We start from the raw sequence: 20,951 nt of genomic DNA on the forward strand, positions 1-20,951 counted from the left end.
GAGCGTGATAAGCCACACAGCTTTGACTCTCGCGGGCGGTCATGTCCCGGGTATTACCAAACCCTTGAATCCGTGGACGTTCGCTCCGAAGGGCGGCTGGTGAAGGGTATCTTCAAGGATTCTGCTGCAATTATAATTTGATGACAGCAAGATATACCCTAAAATGAGCCCAGCCGTCACTGATCCAGGGAAACGATATCCAACAGAGGACCAGCCTGCTCCTGGGCGGCAATACTGACGTGCAGGTCTTCATATTGTCCGAGGACGCGCCGGACCTCCACTGTAAGCAGATCCGGATGATTGTTGGCAGCGCTGAGATGAGCCAGAACCAGCCTTTTCAAACACCCCCCGGCGAGACGGCGGGCAAAAGCAAGCGAATCACTGTTCGCCAGGTGACCTCCTCCCGACAAGACCCGCTGCTTGAGGGGGAACGGATACGGGCCGCTTTTGAGCATTTGCACGTCATGATTGGCCTCCAGAATCAAGGCCTGGCAGGCCTGAAGACGATGCTCAATGAGTCTGGTGATTTTTCCGGTGTCGGTGCAATACCCCAGGGTGTGCTCACTATCGCTGACCGTGAAACCTACCGGATCAACAGCGTCATGCGACACGGAAAAGGGGTGGAGGCACAGCCCTTCGACAAAGAATGGTTCACCGACAGCAAATTCCCGGGGCGATGGCAATGCACCCACTGTGGCCGCCATGGCCCGATGGGTAGCCTCGTTGGCATAGACAGTGAGATTGCATCGCCTGGCAAGCACACCCACCCCCTTGACATGATCACTATGTTCGTGGGTCACAACCAGAGCCGAAAGCATATCAGGCGCCACGCCCAACCTGGCAAGACGTTCGACAAGCTCCTTACCGGAAAAACCGTTATCAATGAGGAGGCAGGAATCCCTGGATTGCACCAGAGTACAGTTGCCCCGGCTGCCACTGCCTAAAACAGAAAATCTCACCGCTTGCTCTCCCCTGAATCCGTGACGGTTGGACGCTTTTTTGGATATATCTTTTTGTAATCATATGAAAAAAAATTTCACCAGCCGCCCTTCGGGGCATCACGGATTGAGGTCTCCGCAATCAGGACTTGAGGCCGGTATGACCAAAACCGCCTCTTCCCCGCGCCGTGTCTTCCAGTCTGGCCTGCAAGACCAGGTTGGCTCTGACCACAGGCGCCAGGACCATTTGAGCGATCCGGTCGCCTCGCCGGATAATGAAAGGTTGACGCCCGAGATTGATCAAGGCGACTTTGATCTCTCCCCGATAATCAGCGTCAATGGTCCCGGGAGCGTTGACAACGGTAATACCGTGTTGCACCGCCAATCCGGACCGCGGTCGAATCTGTAATTCATAGCCTGGGGGAAGAGCCACGGCAAAGCCACAGGGAACAAGCCCTATGGCCCCCGGATTCAATGTCTCCGGAACTTCAACAGCCGCACGGATGTCCATTCCCGCAGCCAGTTCCGTCGCGTACGCCGGCAACGACAGATCTGCACTTTGTTCGGGGTCCAGCCAGAGACAATCAACGGATATGGTTTTCATCTCCCTTCTTCCTCGAGTCCGCGGACTGCAGGCAGGTTATCGTATTCCCCGCACCCTTTGTCCACGGCTCCGCCCACTGTTTGTTCTGAGCAAAAGACTCCACAAAAAAAGCCGGCCCCTACCAAAAGGAAACCGGCTCCAAAGACAACCTGCGTACGGGCATTATGCCCAAACTTATTGTTCGCCCTCGGCGAGGGCCGCTTTACGGCTCAAGCGAATGCGACCGCGATTGTCGACATCAATGACCTTGACCCGGATGATATCCCCTTCCTTGACCACATCAGTCACATTTTTCACCCGCTCATTGGTCAACTCGGATATATGAACCATACCGTCGGTCCCAGGCAATATCTGCACAAAAGCACCGAAGTCTTTAATGGTCCGCACTTCTCCCTCGTAAATCCTGCCTACCTCCGGTACGGCTGTGATCTGTTCGATTCGCTTGACCAGGGCATCAGCGGTTTCGGCATTGGCGCTGAAAATTTTAATGGTGCCGTCATCATCCACATCGATCTTGGACTCGAATTCGGTGGTCATTTCCCGGATGATTTTCCCGCCGGGGCCAATGATGTCCCGAATTTTGTCAGGATGAATTTTCATGGTCACATACTTGGGTGCGTGCTCGGAGACCACTGCCCGGGGTGAGCTGAGCGCCTCTTCCATTGTATCCAGGATGTGGACCAGACCCGATTTTGCCTGGGCCAGGGCTCGGCCCATAATCTCCCGGTCTACACCGTCGATTTTAATATCCATCTGCAGGCCGGTGATGCCCTTGCGCGTACCGACAACCTTGAAATCCATATCCCCGAGGTGATCCTCATCACCAAGAATATCGGTGAGGACCACCACCTGATCACCTTCCTTGATCAGGCCCATGGCCACACCCGAGACCGGCGCCTTCACCGGCACCCCGGCGTCCATCAGTGCCAGACTGGTCCCGCAGACCGTGGCCATGGATGAAGAACCGTTGGACTCCAGCACTTCGGAGACAATGCGAATGGTATACGGAAAAGTGTCCGCCGCCGGCAGGACCGCCTCGACTCCCCGTCGGGCCAAAGTACCATGGCCGATATCACGCCGGCTCGGCCCCCGCAGAAAACGGACTTCACCAACGCAGAAGGGGGGGAAATTGTAGTGGAGCATGAAACGTCGATACACATCTCCGCCCAGACCTTCCAGGTGCTGTTCATCACGTTCACTGCCCAGGGTGCCGATAACCAGGGCCTGGGTCTCGCCCCGGGTAAACAAAGCCGAACCATGAGCCCGGGGCAGTGCGCCGACTTCACAATGTATCGGGCGAACATCCTCAAACGAGCGCCCATCAAGACGCAGTCCCTTGCGGACAATGCGATCACGCATAACCTGTTTCTGGTACGCGCTCAACAGACTGGTGACCTCGGAGGGGTCGGTGTACAGATCCGGATCGATCTGGGCCAGCACCTCCTCTTTGAGACGGTTGTAGCGATCCGCGCGGGCCATTTTATCGGCGATCAGAACGACCTCATCCATGCCGGCAGCCGCGGCAGCCTCGACCTGCTGCCGTAACGGTACATTCTCTTGCGGAGGCAGAACCGGTCGTTTTTCCCTGCCGGCCTGGCGTTGCAGTTCCAGCTGCACCTCGATGAGTGGCTGAATGGCCTCATGGGCAAAAAAAATCGCCTCAAGAACCATGTCCTCACTCATCTCTCCAGCCTTTCCCTCCACCATGACCACATCATTACGGGTGCCCGCGACGACCAGGTTGATCGAGGTTTTCGCCAACTGTGCTTTATCAGGATTGACAACAAACCGGCCATCAATATAGCCGACCCGGGCGGCGGCCACCGGAACGGTAAAAGGAATATCGGAAAGGAGCAGCGCTGCGGAGGCCCCGTTGACAGCCAGGATATCAGGGTCAACATTCTGATCCGCGGAGAAGACCGTGGCAATCACCTGGGTCTCGCTTGAATATCCTTCCGGGAAAAGGGGGCGCAGCGGCCGGTCTATCAGCCGGCAGGTCAGAATTTCCTTTTCACTGGGACGTCCGATCTCGCGGCGAAAATAACTGCCCGGAATCCGCCCCGCCGCATACATCCGCTCCTGGTATTCAATGGTCAACGGTAAAAAACCGAGTTTTTTCGATTCTTTTTCCGCCACCGCAGTCACCAGAACCATGGTATCGCCGCTCGTGACCATCACGGAACCACTGGCCTGTTTTGCTATTTTTCCGGTCTTAAAAACGATGGAGCGACTACCAATATCGACTTCAATACTTTTCTCGTTAAACATACATACTCCTGTACCGGCGATGCCGGCATGTGCAATAATCAAGTGACGATGAGCTTGATACAAAATTTTCGTCACAAAGGCACAAAGGACGCGGAAACAAGCATTAATGATGTTTCCCTGTCCTTTGTGTCTTTATGACTGCCATACCGCCAGCAGGCGGGCATATCGCATCAAACACAACGGGCGGAAGATCCCGATGACCCTCCGCCCGGTACATATTTTACTTGCGGATACCGAGTTCCTGAATCAGGGTCCGGTACTTGTTGATATCTTTTTTCTGCAGATATTTAATTAAATTACGACGTTGCCCGACCAGTTTCAGCAGCCCGCGCCGGGAATGATGATCTTTGGCATGGGTTTTGAAATGTTCGGTCAGATACACGATACGCTCGGTCAAGAGAGCAATCTGCACCTCGCAGGAGCCGGTATCGTTGTCATGGGTTTTGAATTTTTCGATGATTTCCTTTTTTCTTTCAGTTGTCTGTGCCATGGGCACCTCCGTATTGCATCCTTCTGCTGCCAGAAAAGCGTTGCCCCTCAGCCTTTACTGGAGTCTGGAAAAGAGTTCCCTGATCCGCGACAGAGGGATGGCGCGGGGGAACGGTCTGCCGTGTTCTATACTCTACACCCATGCACTTGGGCAAGTTCAATCCGGCTCACTCGCTGTGAGGCGAACGGCGGCCGCGATGTCCATCCTGCCCTGTTGCAACCGGGCCAGGCCATTATCGGTAAAGAGCTGTTCTCCCGCGAGCGCATCTGTAACCGAAAACGGTCCGCTGGCTGTCCGTCGCAGTGCAATCAGATGCGCTCCGCACCCCAGGGTGGCCCCAATATCTGCGGCCAGTACCCGAATGTATGTCCCCCGGCTGCAGGTCACCTCAATATCCAGTTGCCTGGCGACCTGATCATAGTGCTGATGGATCAATGAAAAAATTTCAATGGATTTCGGATCCTTGCGAATAAACACTCCTTGACGGGCATAGGTGTATAGCGGTTTCCCCCTGTGTTTTGCGGCCGAGTACGGCGGTGGCGCCTGCAGTTGAGGGCCCAGGTGCCGCGACAGAACCCTGTCAATGGCAGCAGGCTCGAAGTCAGGCACCTCCGTTATGGCCGTAATCCTGCCTTCCGGATCCTGGGTCTCCGTTTCCACTCCGAGCTGCAGGCGGGCGGTGTATGTTTTTCTACCCGCCATGAACAGTTCTATCCATCTGGTGGCTGCCCGGCCAGCGCAGACGATCAGCAGACCCGTGGCAAAGGGATCAAGCGTACCGGCATGGCCGACCTTTTTGATCTTGAGCAGCCAGCGGATTTTACGGACGATGGCAAACGAGGTTATGCCAGCCGGTTTGTCAACCAGAAAGACTCCACCGCCGCAGCTGACCCCATCGACGGACTCAGGACATGGGACCGTCATCCATCAGACTCGCATTTCCTGCAGCAATAATGGCAGGATCTGATCGCGCACCGCATTCAGCGACAGATCCCTGATGCGAAATCCACTGGCGTTACGATGGCCGCCACCGCCGAAACGGGCGGCAATGACCGAAACATCGCACTGCCCTTTGGCCCGAAGACTGACGGACACCAGATTGTGGTCGATCTCCTTGAGAAAGACCGCCACACGTACCGAGCGAACCGCCCGGGGCAGGTTGATAAAATATTCGGTGTCCTCCATGGTGGTAAAGGTCCGGTCCAGCATCTTCTGGGTCACCCGGATGACAGCTATCCGATCCCTGTCATACATTTCCAGGGTCGCCAACACTTCCTGCATCAGTCGCAGTCGTCCCAAGGTATAGGTATTGTAAAGGTTATTGGCAATGACTTCCGGACGCACCCCCCGCAGGATCAGTTCGCCGGCCACGGTGAAGGTGTGTTGACTGGTGGCCTCGTACTGAAACGACCCGGTATCGGTAGAAAGGGCCGTGTAGAGACATTCGGCGGCCTTGGCGGATATTTCAGCACCAAGAGCTTCGGCCAGATCAAAAACCATCTCACCGGTGGACGAGCGGTGTTTTTCTATCCATGACAGGTCTCCGAATCCGGTATTCCCCTGGTGATGATCGATGACCGCCAGGGGCTGAATGGTCATCAGTGCCTCACTGTGCCTCCCCAGGCGTTTTTCATCGCTGCAATCCAGACAGATAAAGAGCAGGTCCCCATGGGCCTGAGCAGCAAAGTCCATGATCAGATTGATATCTGTCTGCACCTGGGCGCACCCGGGAAGAAAACGATAGAGCGGCGATACCGGCTCTTCAAGATAACGGACAACCCGCTTGCCCATGCCTTCAAGGATCTCCCCCAGTCCGAGCAGGGAGCCCAGCGCATCCCCATCCGGATTGAAATGGGTCGCAAGCAGAACAGCCCCTTTACTTTGCACCTCCGCGGCGATAAGCTGTTCAGGACGGCTCATTCTTACGTTCCTCCTCAATCTGACGGAATAAAGCGTCGATCCGCTCAACTTCCTCGTGGACATTGTCGAAATAAAAGGCCAAATCGGGGGTATAGCGCAGATCAAGAACCTTGGCCAGGTGACTGCGGAAGAACCCTCGTGCCCGGTTCATGCCCTTCAAGGCTGGACTGGTCTCGCTCCCGGCCGGCACGGTGAAATAAATTTTTGCCGTTTTGAGATCCGGGGTGACAAGAACCCGGGTGACGGAGACCTCGGCCAGCCTGATGTCTCGGATATGCTGGACAAGCAGAAGCGATAACTCGTTTTTTATTGCTTCCGCCACCCGCTTGGGCCGGGAACTTTCCGGCCGCCCCAGACCAGGCAGCTTGAAATCAAAATCCTGCGCAGTCACGGCACTTACAGCGTCGCCTCGACTTCATCAAGCACAAAGGCTTCGAGATGATCGCCGATTTTGATGTCGTTGAAATTTTCAACACCTATCCCGCACTCGTACCCGGTCAAAACTTCCTTGACATCATCCTTGAATCTTCGCAGGGAAGCTATCTTTCCTGTATAGACGACAACACCCTCCCTGAGCACCCGCACCCTGGCGTTCCGTTCCATTTTCCCGGAGATAACCGAACAGCCGGCAATAAGACCGACTTTGGGCACCTGGAACGAATCGCGCACCTCGGCCGTTCCGATGACACGTTCCTCAAAGGTCGGTTCCAGCATCCCCTTCATGGCCTTCTCGATATCCTCCAGGGCGTGATATATGACATCGTACGTGCGGATGTCCACCTGCTCCCGTTCGGCGAGTTCCTTGACCTTGACCGTTGGCCGAACATTAAAGCCGATAATAATGGCATCGGAGGCCGCGGCAAGGTGGATATCGTTTTCGGTAATGGATCCCGTTCCTTCGTGGAGAGAGCGGACGCGAATAACATCGGTGGACAGGTTTTCCGCTGCCTGCCCAAAGGCCTGCAGCGTTCCCTGTACATCGGCCCGCAGAATGACGCGCAGTTCCTTGACATCCTGCTCCGCCATTTTTTCGAAGAGATTTTCAAGCGAAACCTTGGACGCCGAGGCCAATTCGGTTTCCCTGGCCTTGAGTTGCCGGGAGGCCGCCACCGACTTGGCCATTTTCTCGGCCGCAAGAACTATAAACTCGTCCCCGGCCTGCGGTACTCCCGAAAGCCCTTGCACTTCAACGGGGATGGCTGGTCCTGCTTCATTGACCTGTTCGCCCCGCTCATTGGTCAGCATGCGGACTTTACCACTGTAGATACCGGCGACAAAATGATCTCCGGGATGGAGAGTGCCGTCCTGGACCAGAACCGTGGCTACCGGCCCTCGTCCCTTGTGCAACTGAGCTTCTATAACCGTACCCTTGGCTTTCCGGTTCGGATCGGCCCGCAGTTCAAGAATTTCCGCCTGCAGCTGAATCGATTCGAGCAACTCCTCAATGCCGAAACCTTTTTTCGCGGACGTCTCGCAGAAAATAGTCTGACCGCCCCATTCTTCAGGGATAAGACCATAATCACTCAATTCCCGTTTAACCCGGTCAGGATCGGCATTGTCCTTGTCGATTTTATTGACCGCCACCACGATGGGGACGTCGGCTGCCTGGGAATGGGCAATGGCTTCCTTGGTCTGTTCCATCACCCCGTCGTCGGCCGCGACCACCAGAACGACAATATCCGTCACCTTGGCACCCCGTGACCGCATCTCCGTGAATGCCGCATGTCCCGGGGTGTCCACGAAGGTCAGGTCACCGGATGGTGCCTGCACATGATAGGCGCCAATATGCTGAGTAATCCCACCAGCTTCACCGGCCGCGACATCCGTTTTGCGGATGGCGTCAAGAATGGAGGTTTTGCCATGGTCAACATGCCCCATAACCGTGACCACCGGTGGCCGGAGGATGGCATCACCGCCCATCTCAGCCTCTTGCTCCTGCTGGGCCTCCATTTCCAGTTCTTCCGTCATGGCCTGTTCGACTTCATAACCGAAATCGGTAGCCACCAGAGCAGCTGTTTCAACGTCCAAGGCCTGATTCAATGTAGCCAGTACTCCCATCCCCATGAGGGCAGCAATGACTTCATTGGCTTTCACTCCCATGCGCCTGGCCAGATCACCGACACTGATGGTTGCCACCACCTTGATTCGTTTTTTAATTGCCTTGGTTTCCGGGGTCTGTAGCTGGGAAAGCGCCTCCTTTCTGGCGCTGTCTCTCTTTTTGCGGCCCTTGCGGGGACGCATATACTCCACGTCACCATCCGGAGAGAGTTCCACGCGGTCACGCCCTCTTTTCACTGCCTTGACCGCTTTTTTACCGGGTTTTTCCTCATCGGCCTTGATAGCTACAACTCTCTTGGCCTTTTTCTTTCCCTTGCCATCGACCTTGGTACCCTCATCCCTGGCCAGTACGTCTGCAGGCTTTTCCGTGCCGGGAGATTTGACCGGTCGCCCCGCCCGTTTCACCGGTGCCCTGGTTTTTTTCTCGGGAACTGGAATAACAACCCTGCCAACGATTCGTGCCATGGGCTTTGGCTTGGCTGCATCGTCAGCTGCGGCCATTTCGCTGTCGTCCACCTGTTCAGGCGTACCGACATCTTCAAGGTCATGGTCATCGGTGGACATATCGGCCGCGGTTACCTCCTCGGCAATCTGCTCCTCGGCAGATTCCTCGACGATCTCTTCGTCTGCATCCATCGGCTCGGCAGCGGTCTCCGGTTTTTCCGGCGTCATCGGTGGAACTGCTTCCCCGGCATCCCTGGGTACCGGTATACTTTCCGGCTCATGGGGCAAAGGAGCAACATCGGCTGTTTCCGCCAGTTCCTGCTCACGGTCTCTGGCTGCCTGTTCCTGGGCCTGGGCTTCCAGGGTCTGAGCTTCCGCTTCCTCCTGCATTCTGGCGGCATCCTTCTCAGCCTTGGAGCGGCGGCGAACGACTGTCCTGGTCTTCGGGGGAGTGCCTGGCTCGGGTCGGCTTCTCAGCCCAACGCGCCCATCCACCGGTCCCGTCATACCCTCACTTTTCAGTTTTCTACGAATATCCGCGGCCATATCATTATCTACGCTTGAACTATGACTTGCAACGGGGTACCCCATCGCGATAAGCTTTTCCGCCAATTCCTTACTTTTCAGTCCAAATTCCTTCGCCAGTTCATACACCCGAACCTTGCTCATCAATTGCTCCCTTCTTTTGTCACTCGTCAAGCCTAGAGGTTCAGACTGCTTTGAGGACTTTCCTGTTCTTCGTCAGCCTCTCACGACAGTGATTGCCCAAACAGCTGTATATCCCTCTACCGGGCTTCGAGCCCAGGTGGTCCTCTATCAGCCGCCCGCTGACAACGACAAAGCGTGTCAGATCAGAACGAGGACGCTTCCGTTGACAGCCTCGGCAGGTCCGTTCCGGTACATGCCCCCTGCGCATTACTCCCGGTCGCCTTCCACATTCTGTTCCGCTGCCTTTGAAGGAGCAGCGGCTGAATCATCGGTATACTGTTGTCCTTCACTCTCCGGGCTTTCACCCTTTTGGTCCAGCAACGACTCCTCGGTCGTACCTTGATTCGGCTCATCCTCAGGCGCCGCGATCATGCCGGCCTTCTCAAGCAGGTTCACCGCGTTATCCTGATCAATCCTGACCTGGAGCATGAGTTCGTCGACATTCATTGCCGCCAGCATGGCCGGAGAGGTGATGCCGGCGGCAAAAAGACGATCGGCGAGCCCTTCATCCATCCCCTCGATCGAGGTTAAGCCACGATATCCGGAATTTTCGAGATTATGGTAGCGTTGCTCGCTCTTTACATCAATTTTCCAGCCCAGCAAACGGGAGGCCAAACGAACATTTTGACCTTGCCGGCCTATGGCCAGAGAAAGTTGATCATCCGGGACGACTACCTGCAGCGATTTTCGGTCATCATCGACAATCACCATGGAAACTTCCGCCGGCGCCAGGGCGTTACAGACGTACTTGGCCGGGTCAGGACTCCAGGGAACAATATCGATCCGCTCACCCTGCAACTCCTGCACCACGTTCTGCACCCTGGAGCCTTTGAGCCCAACGCAGGCACCCACTGGATCGACATCGGATTCGATGGAGGAAACGGCGATCTTGGCCCGGAAACCCGGCTCACGGCTTACCCTCATTATTTTCACTATCCCTTCAGCTATTTCGGGCACTTCCATTTCAAACAATTTTTCAAGAAACTCGTTGCAGGTCCGGCTGAGAATAAGCTGCGAATCACGAAACCTGCCTTCGCGGACGTCACGACGTACATCCAGTAGATAGGCACGGATTCTGTCCCCTTGTTTGTAGGATCTTTTTGGAATCTGGCCATCTCTGGGCAGCAACGCATCGGTGCGACCGAGGTTGATGATCATGTCTCCTCGCTCAAAACGCTGCACGATACCATTGACAATATTTCCTTCCCGATCACGAAACATCTCGAAAATAACGTCACGTTCGGCATCACGCATGCGGTGAATGATGACCTGCTTGGCTGACTGGGCGGCAATGCGCCCCAGATCGGCAATCGTATTCATCTTCTCACCGAGATCGTCGTCCAACTCAACCTCAGGGTCAAGACGGCGGGCCTCGTCCAGGGATATCTCCGTTTCTTCGTCAAAAACCTCGTCCACCACGGTTCGATACTGGAAGATCTCGACTTCACCCAGTTCTTCGTTGAACTGAACTTCAATCTCTCTCCGAGTTCCATATTTTTTCCGCACAGCGGAACGGACGGCCTCTTCGATGGCATCGATCAGCAAGGTGCGATCGATCCCTTTATCTCTACAGATCTGATCGATGATCCGTTTCAGATTTTCTGTTCCTACCATGAGCCTACTCCATCCTCAGGCTATCGTTTCCGGTGTTTCCGCGGCCTGGGGGCAAGGCCATTCCGGCCGGTGCCGGATTCGATGTCTGCGTCAACCGATCCTTCAAGAGACAAGCGTGCCTTCGATATATTCTCTTGATCCACAAAAACCATTCCTGTCTCCATCTCCAGGGCCACCGCATCACCCTCAAGACCGCGCAATATGCCGGTCAGTACCCGTTGGCCACCCAGGGGGTTGTGCACTTTGATTCGTACCGGTCGATCGGCGAAACGGAGAAAATCTTCTCTTTTTTTCAACGGTCGTTCCAGTCCCGGAGAGGAAACCTCCAGGTGAAAGGGATGATCGATAAGGTTTTCCACCTCAAGATACGCACTGATTTCGCGACTGACCCTGGCACAGTCGTCAATGGTTATACCACCGTCCTTATCGAGAAAAAACCTGAGAACCCAGCCGTGGCCTTCCCGGCGGTATTGAATATCCACCAACTCCATTGCCATATCGGCCAGCATGGGTTCGACAAAGCTCTGAATGGTTGTTATCAGTGTATCTGTATTTGCTTCCAAGTGTTCGTGTCCGCTCCTGTTGTTCCGTCCCTCCGGAGACAGTTTACGACAAAAGGCAATAAAAAAAGCGGGCAGAGCCCACTTTCACGTGCACCGGAGGTTCGGGTACCGCCCTGCTGGCAGATTCCCTTCCCCTTCTCGGTATGGAGCGGGCAACGGGGCTCGAACCCGCGACCCCAAGCTTGGGAAGCTTGTGCTCTGCCAACTGAGCTACACCCGCCCGAAAGATCCCTAACAAAAAAAAGAATATATTGTGCTGATAATTGATTGTCAAGCAACAACAAAACGATGCTCCGTATTTTTTGGGGGACCAGCTCAGCGTGGAGCCGTGGGAATTCTTTACAGGCGCGGTGGTTCGTGTATACTTCCGCCATGGATATCATCACCACACATATCGGTGCGGATTTTGACAGCCTGGCGTCCATGGTTGCCGCCAAGCGGCTGTACCCCCAGGCCGAGCTCGTCTTTCCCGGAGCCCAGGAAAAAAGCGTCCGCGATTTCCTGAGCCAGGAGTTCCGGAACATTTATGAATTCAAAAAAATCAAACACATCGATCTCACCCGGGTTCGCCGCCTCATCGTTGTCGACACCAGGCAACCCGAACGTATTGGCAAACTGGCCGAATGCCTGAAAAATCCAGGTCTCAGCATCCATCTGTACGACCATCATCCCGACGCCGTCGGCGACCTGACCGGCGACCTGACAAGGGTTGCACCCCTGGGCTCCACCACGACATTGTTCACGCAGATTTTTCAAGAACAGGGAATCATACCTTCCCGGGACGAAACCACCCTGATGGCACTCGGCATCTACGAGGACACCGGCAGTTTCCTGTATTCCTCCACCTGCCCCGAGGATCTGACCGCCGCCGCATGGCTTCTGAGCCATGGCGCCAACCTCGATATTGTCACCCAGTTTGTATCCCGTGAACTCTCCGCGGAACAGATCAACTACATCGGCCAACTGCAGCAGCAGGCCCGAGCCTATGTCATCCGCGGCGTGTCCGTGGTGGTGAGCAAACTGATCCTGGCTGAATATATCGACGATTTTGCGGTCATCGTTCAGCGCCTGATGGTGTTGGAAAACATCGACGTGCTCTTTGCTCTGATCAGTATGGGGGGACGGACCTTTCTTATTGCCCGCAGTCGTATCCCCGAAATCAATGTCGGCATGGTGGCCAGGGAGTACGGAGGAGGAGGGCACGCCGCCGCCGCCTCGGCGACCATCCAGGGGATGACCATTGCCCAGGCCGAGGAAAAACTTGTTGGCCTGCTGCACCGCCATATCCGCCCCAAGGCCATTGCCAGCGAGATGATGAGTTCACCGGTCATCAGCGTGACCCCGGAAGTGACCATTGCCCAGGCCAACCAGCTCATGACCCGGTACAATGTCACGGTCCTGCCGGTGGTCACGGCAAACAGCGGACAGGATAAAGGCAGTCATCCCGTGGGGCTCCTGGGCATGATTTCCCGCATGGTGGCGGAAAAAGCCATCTACCATCAACTGGGCGGTCTGCCGGTTGGCGACTATATGACCACGGAGATCGCTACTCTGCCCGAAAATGCGACCCTTGCCGACATCCAGAAACTGATCATCACCCATCGGCAACGACTCATCCCGGTCGTCCAGGACGACCGTATTCTGGGGGTTATTACCCGAACGGACCTGCTCAACCAATTGATCCATGACCCCGCAAACCTGTCCAAGGATCTGCTCCGCGAAGATGAACGGCCTTCTGTCGAGCGCACCCGCAACCTCAGCAATGTCATGACCCAGGTTCTCTCCCGGGACACGATCGTTCTCCTGCGGGAAATAGGTGAAATAGCCGCCCGCCTGCATTGCACCGCCTTTGTGGCGGGGGGGTTTGTCCGCGACTTGCTCCTGCATGTGCAGAATACCGATATCGATATTGTCATCGAAGGCGACGGCATCCGTTTTGCCAGGGCACTTGCCGAACAGAACCGGGCTATTGTGCATCCTCACGAAAAATTCGGCACGGCCACCGTCATCTACCCGGACCAGACCAAAATTGATGTGGCCACAGCCAGACTTGAGTATTACGAGCATCCAGCGGCCATGCCCACAGTGGAACTCAGCTCGATCAAACTTGATCTCTACCGTCGAGATTTTACCATCAATGCCATGGCGATCCACCTCAATCCAAAGCGGTTCGGCACGCTGGTGGATTATTTCAACTGCCAGAACGATCTCAAGGAACGACGTATTCAGGTGCTGCACAACCTGAGTTTCGTCGAAGACCCGACCCGGATCTTCCGGGCTGTCCGTTTCGAAGGCAGACTTGATTTCACAATCACCCAGCACACGGAAAAATTGATCAAAAACGCTGTGGAGATGAATCTGTTCAATCAGTTCTCTGAACCCCGTTTTTTCGATGAACTCAAATTGATCCTTTCGGAAGGCAATCCGATCCCGGCCCTGCGGCGATTGGCCGCCTTCAAACTTTTCCCCTTTCTCTGGCCGGACCTGCGCCCCAATCTCAAATTCGACCGCCGGGCGCTGCATACCCTGAACCAGGCACAACAGGCGATATCCTGGTTCCACCTCCTCTATCTCCCGGAAAAAATTGAAACCTGGATGGTGTATCTCCTGGCCATTTTGAGTCGATCACGGGTCAAGGAATTGAGCAGCTTCTGTCATCGATTCGATATTCCGCCAAAACAAAGCAGAAAAATGATCCGGCAGAAAGTGGAGGCTGAAAAAATCGCTCAGGAAATGCAAAGGCGCCCTTTCCTCAAGCCCAGCGAGATCTACTGGCTTCTGGCTGAAATGGACAACGAAGGCCTGCTATACCTGATAACCATTGCCCGCAAACGATACATTCAGCAGGCTGTCTCCCTGTATGTCACCACGCTGCGCAAGGTGTCTCCCCTGGTCAACGGCAATGAACTCAAAGCCATGGGCTACATCCCCGGTCCACAGTTTCGCGCCATGCTCAATCACCTGATCGAAATGCAACTCAATGGCGAGGTGACGACCCATGCCCAGGCGCTGGCCTTTATTCGCTCAACGTATCCGCTCTCTTCCTGAGCCCACCGTCACCTGCCGTTTTTTTCTGGCTTTTCATCGAGAGCTTCTTATCGTTATTTCATGGCAACCTGATGTTCTCTGCAAAAATAACCCCCTGAATCGTAAGCGTTCCTCCCCGAAGGGCGACTGGTGCAGGGTATTATCAAGGATTCCACTGCAATTTCAATCTGAATACAGCTGGATATACCCAAAACAAGAGTCCGGCCGTCACGGATTCAGGATACAAAAACCATGGACTTTGATGTATATGCCCTTATCCGGCAATTGATCCTGCTGGCGCCTCCCTTCCTTTTTGCCATCACAGTACACGAACTCGCGCACGGCTACGTCGCCTACCGTCTGGGCGATCCCACTGCCAAAAACGAGGGGCGGCTGACCATGAACCCCTTGAAGCATCTGGACCCGCTGGGTGTCCTCGCCTTTATCATCATGAAAATCGGCTGGGCCAAACCGGTTCCCGTGAACCCCGGCTATTTCAAGGATCCGCAACGCGGCATGCTGCTGGTCGCCCTTGCCGGACCAGGAGCCAATGTAGCCATTGCCATTTTCAGCGCTTTCCTTGCCCACCTGCTGATCCTGATCCCGATCCTGCCGCTCTTTTTTCTGCAGCCATTGGTGGGCATGCTGGTGGCCAGTGTCTGGATCAATATCATGCTGGCCGTTTTCAACTGCCTCCCGATACCTCCACTGGACGGTTCCAAAGTACTGATGGGCGTATTGCCGCCGGATGTGGCACACAGCTACGCCCGGCTCGAGCCCTTTGGCTTCATCCTCCTCCTGGTTCTTTTTTATACCGGTGTCATCGGCTGGTTCATCATACCGATCATTCAATTCTCCAATCGCCTGCTCCTGGGCTGAGAGTTGCCCGTTCGCCAGGATGCACTCCATTCCACCGCGAACAGCCGCTTCTAGATCGCGGCTGTTTTTACCGGCAGCGAGGAGAGAGGCGACCGACAACAAGAACGAGCAGCAAAGCTGAAGCACAATAAAAATGCGTACGGATCCAGGGTCCTGCGGTGAGAGTGGCGCTTAAAGCTGCATGGTGCCGGTGGAATACAGGTATCGTTTTATCTTGTGTGTTGCGGTTTTGACAAACGGTACCCGACGCTCCACCACCCTTGCCAACCGGGAATGGGACGGGAGCTGTTTATTCACCGCAGTCCGCATCTCTTCAAGGATGGCGGTGATGTAATGATGCCGCTGTGAGCGACTCTGCCCTTGGGTCTGGCCATCGATGAACTCGTAATCGGGATAGACCCAGACCTCCAGCGCCCCTTGGGTGTCCACCACCAATGATTCCACAACGCAGGGAAAGGCATTGACTTTATGTTCAATCGCCTCGGGGTAGACATTTTGCCCATTGGACAGCACAATCACCGATTTGGCGCGCCCCTTGATGAAGAGGTTACCAAAGGAATCAATCCACCCCAAATCCCCGGTTCGCAGCCATCCGTCCTCGGTGAAGGTTTCCCGGGTCGCTTCACTATCGTTATAATAGCCGCGCATGATGTTTGGTCCCCGTGCCTGGATCTCACCGATGCCAGTCATGGGATCAGAATAGCCGATCCGCAACTCCACCCGGGGAACGGCTTTACCCACCGATCCCATGGCAACGGTTGCATCTCCGTGGGGTCCGCCTGAAAGCAGGGGCGATGATTCGGTCAGTCCGTACCCTACCAGAAAAGGAAAACCGGACTCACGGAGAAACAGTTCCACATCCGGGTTCAGGGCTGCACCGCCGATTCCCATCAGGACAAGGCGCTTACCGAAAAAAGCTTTCAGTTTAGCGCCGATGGTCCGATAAATCATTTTTCGACTGACGCTGAACCGGCAGAAAAACGTCAGCATCCGGCTCTGTTCCATCGCCGGAACGATCCGTTTCTTATAGATCTTCTCGATAATCAAGGGAACAGCCAGCATGACATGCGGCTGCTCTCTTTCGCAAATTTTCTGGAGAAGAGCCGGTGTCGGTGTCTTGCCGGCATAAACAATCCGACAGCCGGTTAACAGGGGAAGAAGAAATCCGACCGTGAATTCATAGGTGTGGGAGAGGGGAAGCACGGAAAAAAATACCGACTGGGGATCGATATGCATGACAGCACTTGCCGAATAGGCATTGGCGCAGAGATTGGCGTGGGTGAGCATGACCGCCTTGGAAAAGCCCGAGGTGCCGGAGGTGTAGAGGATGCAGGCGAGTTCGTCTTTGCTCACCGGTGGAAACAGCAGCTCTTCGTTGCGGGCCGCAACACCAAACTGCTCCAGCGCCTCGGCAAGAAAATCACTGAACGTCCGCAGAGCTACCAACCCCGTCGCATCACGATAATCGTCCAGGGTGATCACTTTCTTCAACTGCTGTTGACAGTCGTAGATTTTTTCTATCTGCCGCTGGGTGACAAAAATAACCTTACACTGCATTTCTCGCAGGATGTGGTGCACATCGGCATCGGGCAGGTCGGGAAAAATGGGAACGGCCGTTGCCCCAAGACGCATCGCCGCCAGGTACACGGTCCCCCATGTATGGGAATTTTCACCAAGTAAAGCCACCCTGTCCCCCTGCTTGACTCCATCGGCCTGCAGGCGGGCGGCTATCGCAAGGATACGTTCATGCAACTCCTTATACGTCCAAGAATCCTCCAGAGCCATGCCAATGGCGGGCAATTGGCGGTATTTTCGACAGCTTATGTCGATAAAATCATTGAGAGTGGTCGCATTTTCCTGAATAACCGGGAGATATTGACCGGTGTGCTCCCCACTGACCATGACGTTGTCCCTCCTGCCACCGTCGATCGATGCTGGTGATGTTCCCATATTGCTCCCCAATGCCGTCATTGCGTGCATCTTCTTTGCAGGGACCACCGTTCAGCAGCGCTTCAACTCCATCCCTGTCCACCCACAAACGAAATCCTGAATCCGTGACGGTTGGATCTTTTTTGGATATATCTTGCTGAAAGCATATAGTAATTGCAGCAGAACCATTGACAATACCCTTCACCAGCCGCCCTGCGTGGCTGGGCTGATCTTCGGGGTATAGCACTCCTGAATCGCTGATCAACGGCTCCAGGTCCCGCCAAAGACCCTCCTTATTTGCACCCGATACAAGGTGTACTCTCTCGTTTTACCGGAGGCCTGTTTACCACAAGAAGCGACTTCTTTCAAAGAAAACGAGGGATTCACTTGACAGTCAACGCGAAGAATTATTAAGTTCATCCAGCTAAATACCTCCTCTCAATCGACGGTCCGCACACACCATGCAACAACACCACCCCCTTCTCCTGGCCTTTTTTTTCACCTTCATCTTCCTGTGTATGCCGACAATTTCCGCGGATGCCAAAATACCGGTACTCAAGGCCACAGCTAAAAATCAGGTGACAACACCACCATCCCGACCCGTTCTGCAAAGCGAGACGGTTAAAATGGCCGCCCAGCCAACCCAGGACACATCGACCCGCACACAAGCACTGACAACAACCTCCAAATCGGCACCGCAGCGCCAGATCCCCAGCAGGGCGAGACCAGCTGAACCCATTTCTTCGACCCCGTCGACTCCTCAATCCGAAAGGGTGACCAGTACCCCATTCGGACTTCCCGATATCTCCCGACAGATCAGCTCGCAAAGCTTCATGGTCATGGATGCGACAACCGGAGCAACTCTCTACGCCAAGGCACCGGACACCCCGCGCCAACCCGCCTCCACCATCAAAATCATCACTGGTCTGATCGCATTGAAAACCTTGCAGGGCGATGACACTGTCAGTGTCAGCCGTAATGCCGCCGCCATGCCCAGCTCAAAAATCCATCTTGACCCCCAACGCACATATCTGGCCGACGACCTGATCAACGCCGTCCTGCTTTCCTCGGCCAACGACGCCAGTGTCGCCCTGGCGGAAAAAATTTCCGGTTCCGAGGACAATTTCGCCAACCTGATGACCCTCAGCGCCAGGATGTGGGGGGCAAGGAACACGGTCTGCCGTACAGCTTCCGGCCTGACCGCCCAAGGTCAGCAGTCGACCAGCCGGGATCTGGCCAACCTGTTTCGCTACGCGATGCAGGATGAAGAATTCGTAACCCGAATGCGGGAAAGAACGCTTGCCACCGCTTATGGCCGGTCTCTGAACAATCACAACAGAGCCCTCTGGCGCATTGCCGGCACGGATGCCGGCAAAACCGGTTATACACGGGCTGCGCGGCAGACGTATGTCGGTCACTTCACCCGGGCGGGGCACTCGATCGTGGTGGCTATTTTAGGGAGTGAATCCATGTGGTCTGACCTGGAAAAACTGGTCGATTATGGATTCAAAGTGCAGGAACAAAGGGCAAAGGCAACCAGTCAAGAAGAGGCATCAACCTCTTTTTCGCCCTCTCCACATCCATGACGGAACTGAAACCTCGGGCTCGGCAAAGTGTTTTTTACAGACCGCCCATACACCTCTTGGCCTTGGTAAAAAAAAAGCCGGCAACGTCTTCGTTGCCGGCTTTTTTACAAACTCCGTAACCGTTCAGCCGGTGTAGAGAGATGACTGCAGGACTTGGGAACCGGTTACAGAACTCTCATCGATCACAAGAGGGAATATCACCTGAAATCTCATTCAGGATCAAGCTGTTTTTTGACGATATCAAGCAATGCTTCACGTTTAAACGGCTTTTCCAGGGTGGCGATATCGCCCAGATAGCCAGCCATGGTCAGATAACGCTCCGCCTTGATGGCACCACCTCCTGAAATGGCCAGGATCCGCAAATCCGGGTAGTCGCGCACCAGTTCCATGATGAATTTAAGTCCGTCCTTGACCGGCATAATCATATCCGTGATCACCAGGTCAAAAGAATGGCGGCCCACTAAAACGAACCCTTCTTCACCATTTTCAGCAGTATGCACTTCATACCCTTCCTGCTCCAGCATCTGGGTCAGCATAGTGCGTATCTGCGCTTCATCATCAACGACCAGTATCCGTTTCAAGACAAGTCCACTCCCCGACCTGAAAACATATGGGTTTGAATAGCGACATCCTACAGCCTCTCCCTTGTCTAATCAACACTTTCTTGCCGGATCCCCTACTTTTCCCCGCGACACAAACGTCCGAAACCACCAGGAATAGTCCCGGATGACCAAAACGCTCGACCCTGTTTATAATCAACAAACCAGTGACCGCCGGGTTTTCTGGTCGCCTCGACAAATATAAACGGCTGTTCTACGGAAAAGCAGGGGTGGATATATTGCCCTGTTTCAGTCTTTTCAGGTTCCAGCAAGGAAAGCGCCTCTGCCATGGAAGGCAGGCGCCAATCGGTATATCCGGCAAAGCCTTGCGTATTGAGCCGCTCAACCTCCCTGTGTATACCCCTGCTGCTCATAATATCAAGGCCACCCCGTTGCCACATCAGGCCTGTCACTCTGTCGGTCACAGTCAGACCATCACCGTTATCGACCAGAATGGACTTGAACCTGCCTTGAGGATTGCGTTCCTGCTCACTGAAATCATAGCGGGCAATCAAGGTATTCACATCCTCTTCATTCAATTCTTCCGGTCCGCGGGGCAGAGCCACCGTCTGGGCAACCGTGACCCCATCATGGCGGCCCGGCAACCCGGTGGCAACCAGGTCTTCATTGCTCTCAGTTTCCACGGGAAGAATTCGCGAATCATCTTCAGTATCGATCACATTGGCAATCAACCACTCCTTCAATGCATCGTTGATGCCGTGGGTCCGTTCAAACAGGGCCACCTTGCCCTGTTCCTGCACACACTGCTGCAGCATTGTCAGGGGTGCTCGTATTTCAGCCACCACCCTGGCATGCTTGATGCCGCGCTCCATGAGAAGCAATTTTGGTTCCTCGTCCCAGGCGTCAATGAAAAAATAATATATCCGTTCATTTTTACTGCGGATCCGCTCCTTTCCTCCCCAACTCTCAAAGGTACCAAAGGTGTATTCCGGAGTCATATCCCAATCGATATTCTTTATGCCCGTGCGTGCCAACTTCCTAAACAGTCCCATACGTACCTCCTTAATGGTTTTAAAAAAAGCACTAACCTAGTATGCTGACTTGCGCCTGAATCCGTGACGACCGGGCTCTAATTCTGATTTATTTTGCTGTAATCAGGATATTAGTACAATAGTGTTTTTGATTCACCCTTACCAGCCGCTCCTCGGGGCACCCGTTTGCACGCCATTTTTATTGCCCGTAATCGTCCGAAAAAATTCCACTTCAATCGAACGGTCACGAACAACAAAGCTGACGCATGATCTAACACTCACGAATCCAGGGTGCAATGGTCACTTAAAAATATAATAATAATTATTATCAA

At 54.6% G+C, this 20,951-nt stretch carries 17 protein-coding genes and 1 tRNA gene; 3 read left to right on the forward strand and 15 right to left on the reverse strand.

Features of this window, described 5'->3' with window-relative positions; all coding sequences use genetic code 11:
* Window positions 1–176 precede the first annotated feature (176 nt).
* The 12 genes from JWG43_RS07310 to JWG43_RS07365 form a co-directional block, all read right to left on the reverse strand.
* Window positions 177–959 (reverse strand): MBL fold metallo-hydrolase, encoded by a 783-nt coding sequence (locus JWG43_RS07310; RefSeq protein WP_205242235.1) that lies wholly within the window; start codon window positions 957–959, stop codon window positions 177–179.
* A 121-nt stretch (window positions 960–1,080) separates the two neighbouring features.
* A complete protein-coding gene (dut, locus tag JWG43_RS07315; protein ID WP_205242237.1) occupies window positions 1,081–1,542 on the reverse strand; it encodes a dUTP diphosphatase in 462 nt (153 codons plus the stop codon).
* A gap of 174 nt (window positions 1,543–1,716) precedes the next feature.
* Window positions 1,717–3,810 carry a polyribonucleotide nucleotidyltransferase gene (pnp, locus tag JWG43_RS07320; protein ID WP_205242239.1) on the reverse strand — a complete coding sequence of 698 codons (2,094 nt, stop codon included), beginning with the start codon at window positions 3,808–3,810 and terminating at the stop codon, window positions 1,717–1,719.
* 220 nt (window positions 3,811–4,030) lie between these two features.
* On the reverse strand, window positions 4,031–4,300 hold the full coding sequence (gene rpsO / locus JWG43_RS07325; protein ID WP_205242240.1) for a 30S ribosomal protein S15: 270 nt from the start codon (window positions 4,298–4,300) through the stop codon (window positions 4,031–4,033).
* Between the two features lie 156 nt (window positions 4,301–4,456).
* Window positions 4,457–5,224 carry a tRNA pseudouridine(55) synthase TruB gene (truB, locus tag JWG43_RS07330; protein ID WP_205242241.1) on the reverse strand — a complete coding sequence of 256 codons (768 nt, stop codon included), beginning with the start codon at window positions 5,222–5,224 and terminating at the stop codon, window positions 4,457–4,459.
* Window positions 5,225–5,227: 3 nt separating this feature from the next.
* Window positions 5,228–6,220: a DHH family phosphoesterase gene (locus JWG43_RS07335; RefSeq protein ID WP_205242242.1), complete on the reverse strand. Its 993-nt coding sequence runs from the start codon at window positions 6,218–6,220 to the stop codon at window positions 5,228–5,230.
* Window positions 6,207–6,611: a 30S ribosome-binding factor RbfA gene (gene rbfA, locus JWG43_RS07340; RefSeq protein WP_205242243.1), complete on the reverse strand. Its 405-nt coding sequence runs from the start codon at window positions 6,609–6,611 to the stop codon at window positions 6,207–6,209. The genes JWG43_RS07335 and rbfA overlap by 14 nt, the downstream gene beginning before the upstream one ends.
* A gap of 5 nt (window positions 6,612–6,616) precedes the next feature.
* The gene (gene infB / locus JWG43_RS07345; RefSeq protein WP_205242244.1) at window positions 6,617–9,391 is read right to left on the reverse strand and encodes a translation initiation factor IF-2; all 2,775 of its coding nucleotides are present in this window, start codon (window positions 9,389–9,391) and stop codon (window positions 6,617–6,619) included.
* Window positions 9,392–9,431: 40 nt separating this feature from the next.
* Window positions 9,432–9,638, reverse strand: coding sequence for a YlxR family protein (locus tag JWG43_RS20210; RefSeq protein ID WP_205242245.1), 207 nt, complete (start codon window positions 9,636–9,638; stop codon window positions 9,432–9,434).
* The gene (nusA, locus tag JWG43_RS07355; RefSeq protein ID WP_205242246.1) at window positions 9,638–11,044 is read right to left on the reverse strand and encodes a transcription termination factor NusA; all 1,407 of its coding nucleotides are present in this window, start codon (window positions 11,042–11,044) and stop codon (window positions 9,638–9,640) included. Before nusA ends, JWG43_RS20210 begins: the two co-directional genes overlap by 1 nt.
* 20 nt (window positions 11,045–11,064) lie before the next feature.
* Window positions 11,065–11,607: a ribosome maturation factor RimP gene (gene rimP / locus JWG43_RS07360; protein ID WP_205242247.1), complete on the reverse strand. Its 543-nt coding sequence runs from the start codon at window positions 11,605–11,607 to the stop codon at window positions 11,065–11,067.
* A 144-nt stretch (window positions 11,608–11,751) separates the two neighbouring features.
* Window positions 11,752–11,827: transfer RNA gene (locus tag JWG43_RS07365), tRNA-Gly, on the reverse strand.
* Between the two features lie 137 nt (window positions 11,828–11,964).
* On the opposite strand from JWG43_RS07365, the gene JWG43_RS07370 reads away from it, so the two are divergent.
* Entirely contained in the window at window positions 11,965–14,655 is a 2,691-nt protein-coding gene (locus tag JWG43_RS07370; protein ID WP_338033248.1) for a CBS domain-containing protein, read from the forward strand.
* A 231-nt stretch (window positions 14,656–14,886) separates the two neighbouring features.
* A complete protein-coding gene (locus tag JWG43_RS07375) occupies window positions 14,887–15,513 on the forward strand; it encodes a site-2 protease family protein (RefSeq protein WP_205242248.1) in 627 nt (208 codons plus the stop codon).
* A gap of 171 nt (window positions 15,514–15,684) precedes the next feature.
* Here the strand turns inward: JWG43_RS07375 and JWG43_RS07380 are convergent, their stop codons facing one another.
* Entirely contained in the window at window positions 15,685–17,463 is a 1,779-nt protein-coding gene (locus JWG43_RS07380; protein WP_240193444.1) for an AMP-binding protein, read from the reverse strand.
* Window positions 17,464–17,903: 440 nt separating this feature from the next.
* On the opposite strand from JWG43_RS07380, the gene JWG43_RS07385 reads away from it, so the two are divergent.
* Window positions 17,904–19,028 carry a D-alanyl-D-alanine carboxypeptidase family protein gene (locus JWG43_RS07385; RefSeq protein ID WP_205242249.1) on the forward strand — a complete coding sequence of 375 codons (1,125 nt, stop codon included), beginning with the start codon at window positions 17,904–17,906 and terminating at the stop codon, window positions 19,026–19,028.
* A gap of 209 nt (window positions 19,029–19,237) precedes the next feature.
* Here the strand turns inward: JWG43_RS07385 and JWG43_RS07390 are convergent, their stop codons facing one another.
* A complete protein-coding gene (locus JWG43_RS07390) occupies window positions 19,238–19,609 on the reverse strand; it encodes a response regulator (RefSeq protein WP_205242250.1) in 372 nt (123 codons plus the stop codon).
* A 95-nt stretch (window positions 19,610–19,704) separates the two neighbouring features.
* Window positions 19,705–20,640 (reverse strand): Lcl C-terminal domain-containing protein, encoded by a 936-nt coding sequence (locus JWG43_RS07395; protein ID WP_205242251.1) that lies wholly within the window; start codon window positions 20,638–20,640, stop codon window positions 19,705–19,707.
* Between the last annotated feature and the right edge of the window lie 311 nt (window positions 20,641–20,951).

The sequence above is a fragment of the Desulfobulbus alkaliphilus genome (genome assembly GCF_016918545.1).
In the GTDB taxonomy this organism is placed as follows: domain Bacteria; phylum Desulfobacterota; class Desulfobulbia; order Desulfobulbales; family Desulfobulbaceae; genus Desulfobulbus; species Desulfobulbus alkaliphilus.

Bases quoted from the DNA above. Each gene is read 5' to 3' on its own strand.
- JWG43_RS20210 (WP_205242245.1), bottom strand. From the start codon at position 9,638: ATGCGCAGGGGGCATGTACCGGAACGGACCTGCCGAGGCTGTCAACGG.
- JWG43_RS07395 (WP_205242251.1), bottom strand. From the start codon at position 20,640: ATGGGACTGTTTAGGAAGTTGGCACGCACGGGCATAAAGAATATCGAT.
- truB (WP_205242241.1), bottom strand. From the start codon at position 5,224: ATGACGGTCCCATGTCCTGAGTCCGTCGATGGGGTCAGCTGCGGCGGT.
- infB (WP_205242244.1), bottom strand. From the start codon at position 9,391: ATGAGCAAGGTTCGGGTGTATGAACTGGCGAAGGAATTTGGACTGAAA.
- rpsO (WP_205242240.1), bottom strand. From the start codon at position 4,300: ATGGCACAGACAACTGAAAGAAAAAAGGAAATCATCGAAAAATTCAAA.
- dut (WP_205242237.1), bottom strand. From the start codon at position 1,542: ATGAAAACCATATCCGTTGATTGTCTCTGGCTGGACCCCGAACAAAGT.
- JWG43_RS07380 (WP_240193444.1), bottom strand. From the start codon at position 17,463: ATGGGAACATCACCAGCATCGATCGACGGTGGCAGGAGGGACAACGTC.
- nusA (WP_205242246.1), bottom strand. From the start codon at position 11,044: ATGGTAGGAACAGAAAATCTGAAACGGATCATCGATCAGATCTGTAGA.
- JWG43_RS07375 (WP_205242248.1), top strand. From the start codon at position 14,887: ATGGACTTTGATGTATATGCCCTTATCCGGCAATTGATCCTGCTGGCG.
- JWG43_RS07335 (WP_205242242.1), bottom strand. From the start codon at position 6,220: ATGAGCCGTCCTGAACAGCTTATCGCCGCGGAGGTGCAAAGTAAAGGG.
- pnp (WP_205242239.1), bottom strand. From the start codon at position 3,810: ATGTTTAACGAGAAAAGTATTGAAGTCGATATTGGTAGTCGCTCCATC.
- JWG43_RS07385 (WP_205242249.1), top strand. From the start codon at position 17,904: ATGCAACAACACCACCCCCTTCTCCTGGCCTTTTTTTTCACCTTCATC.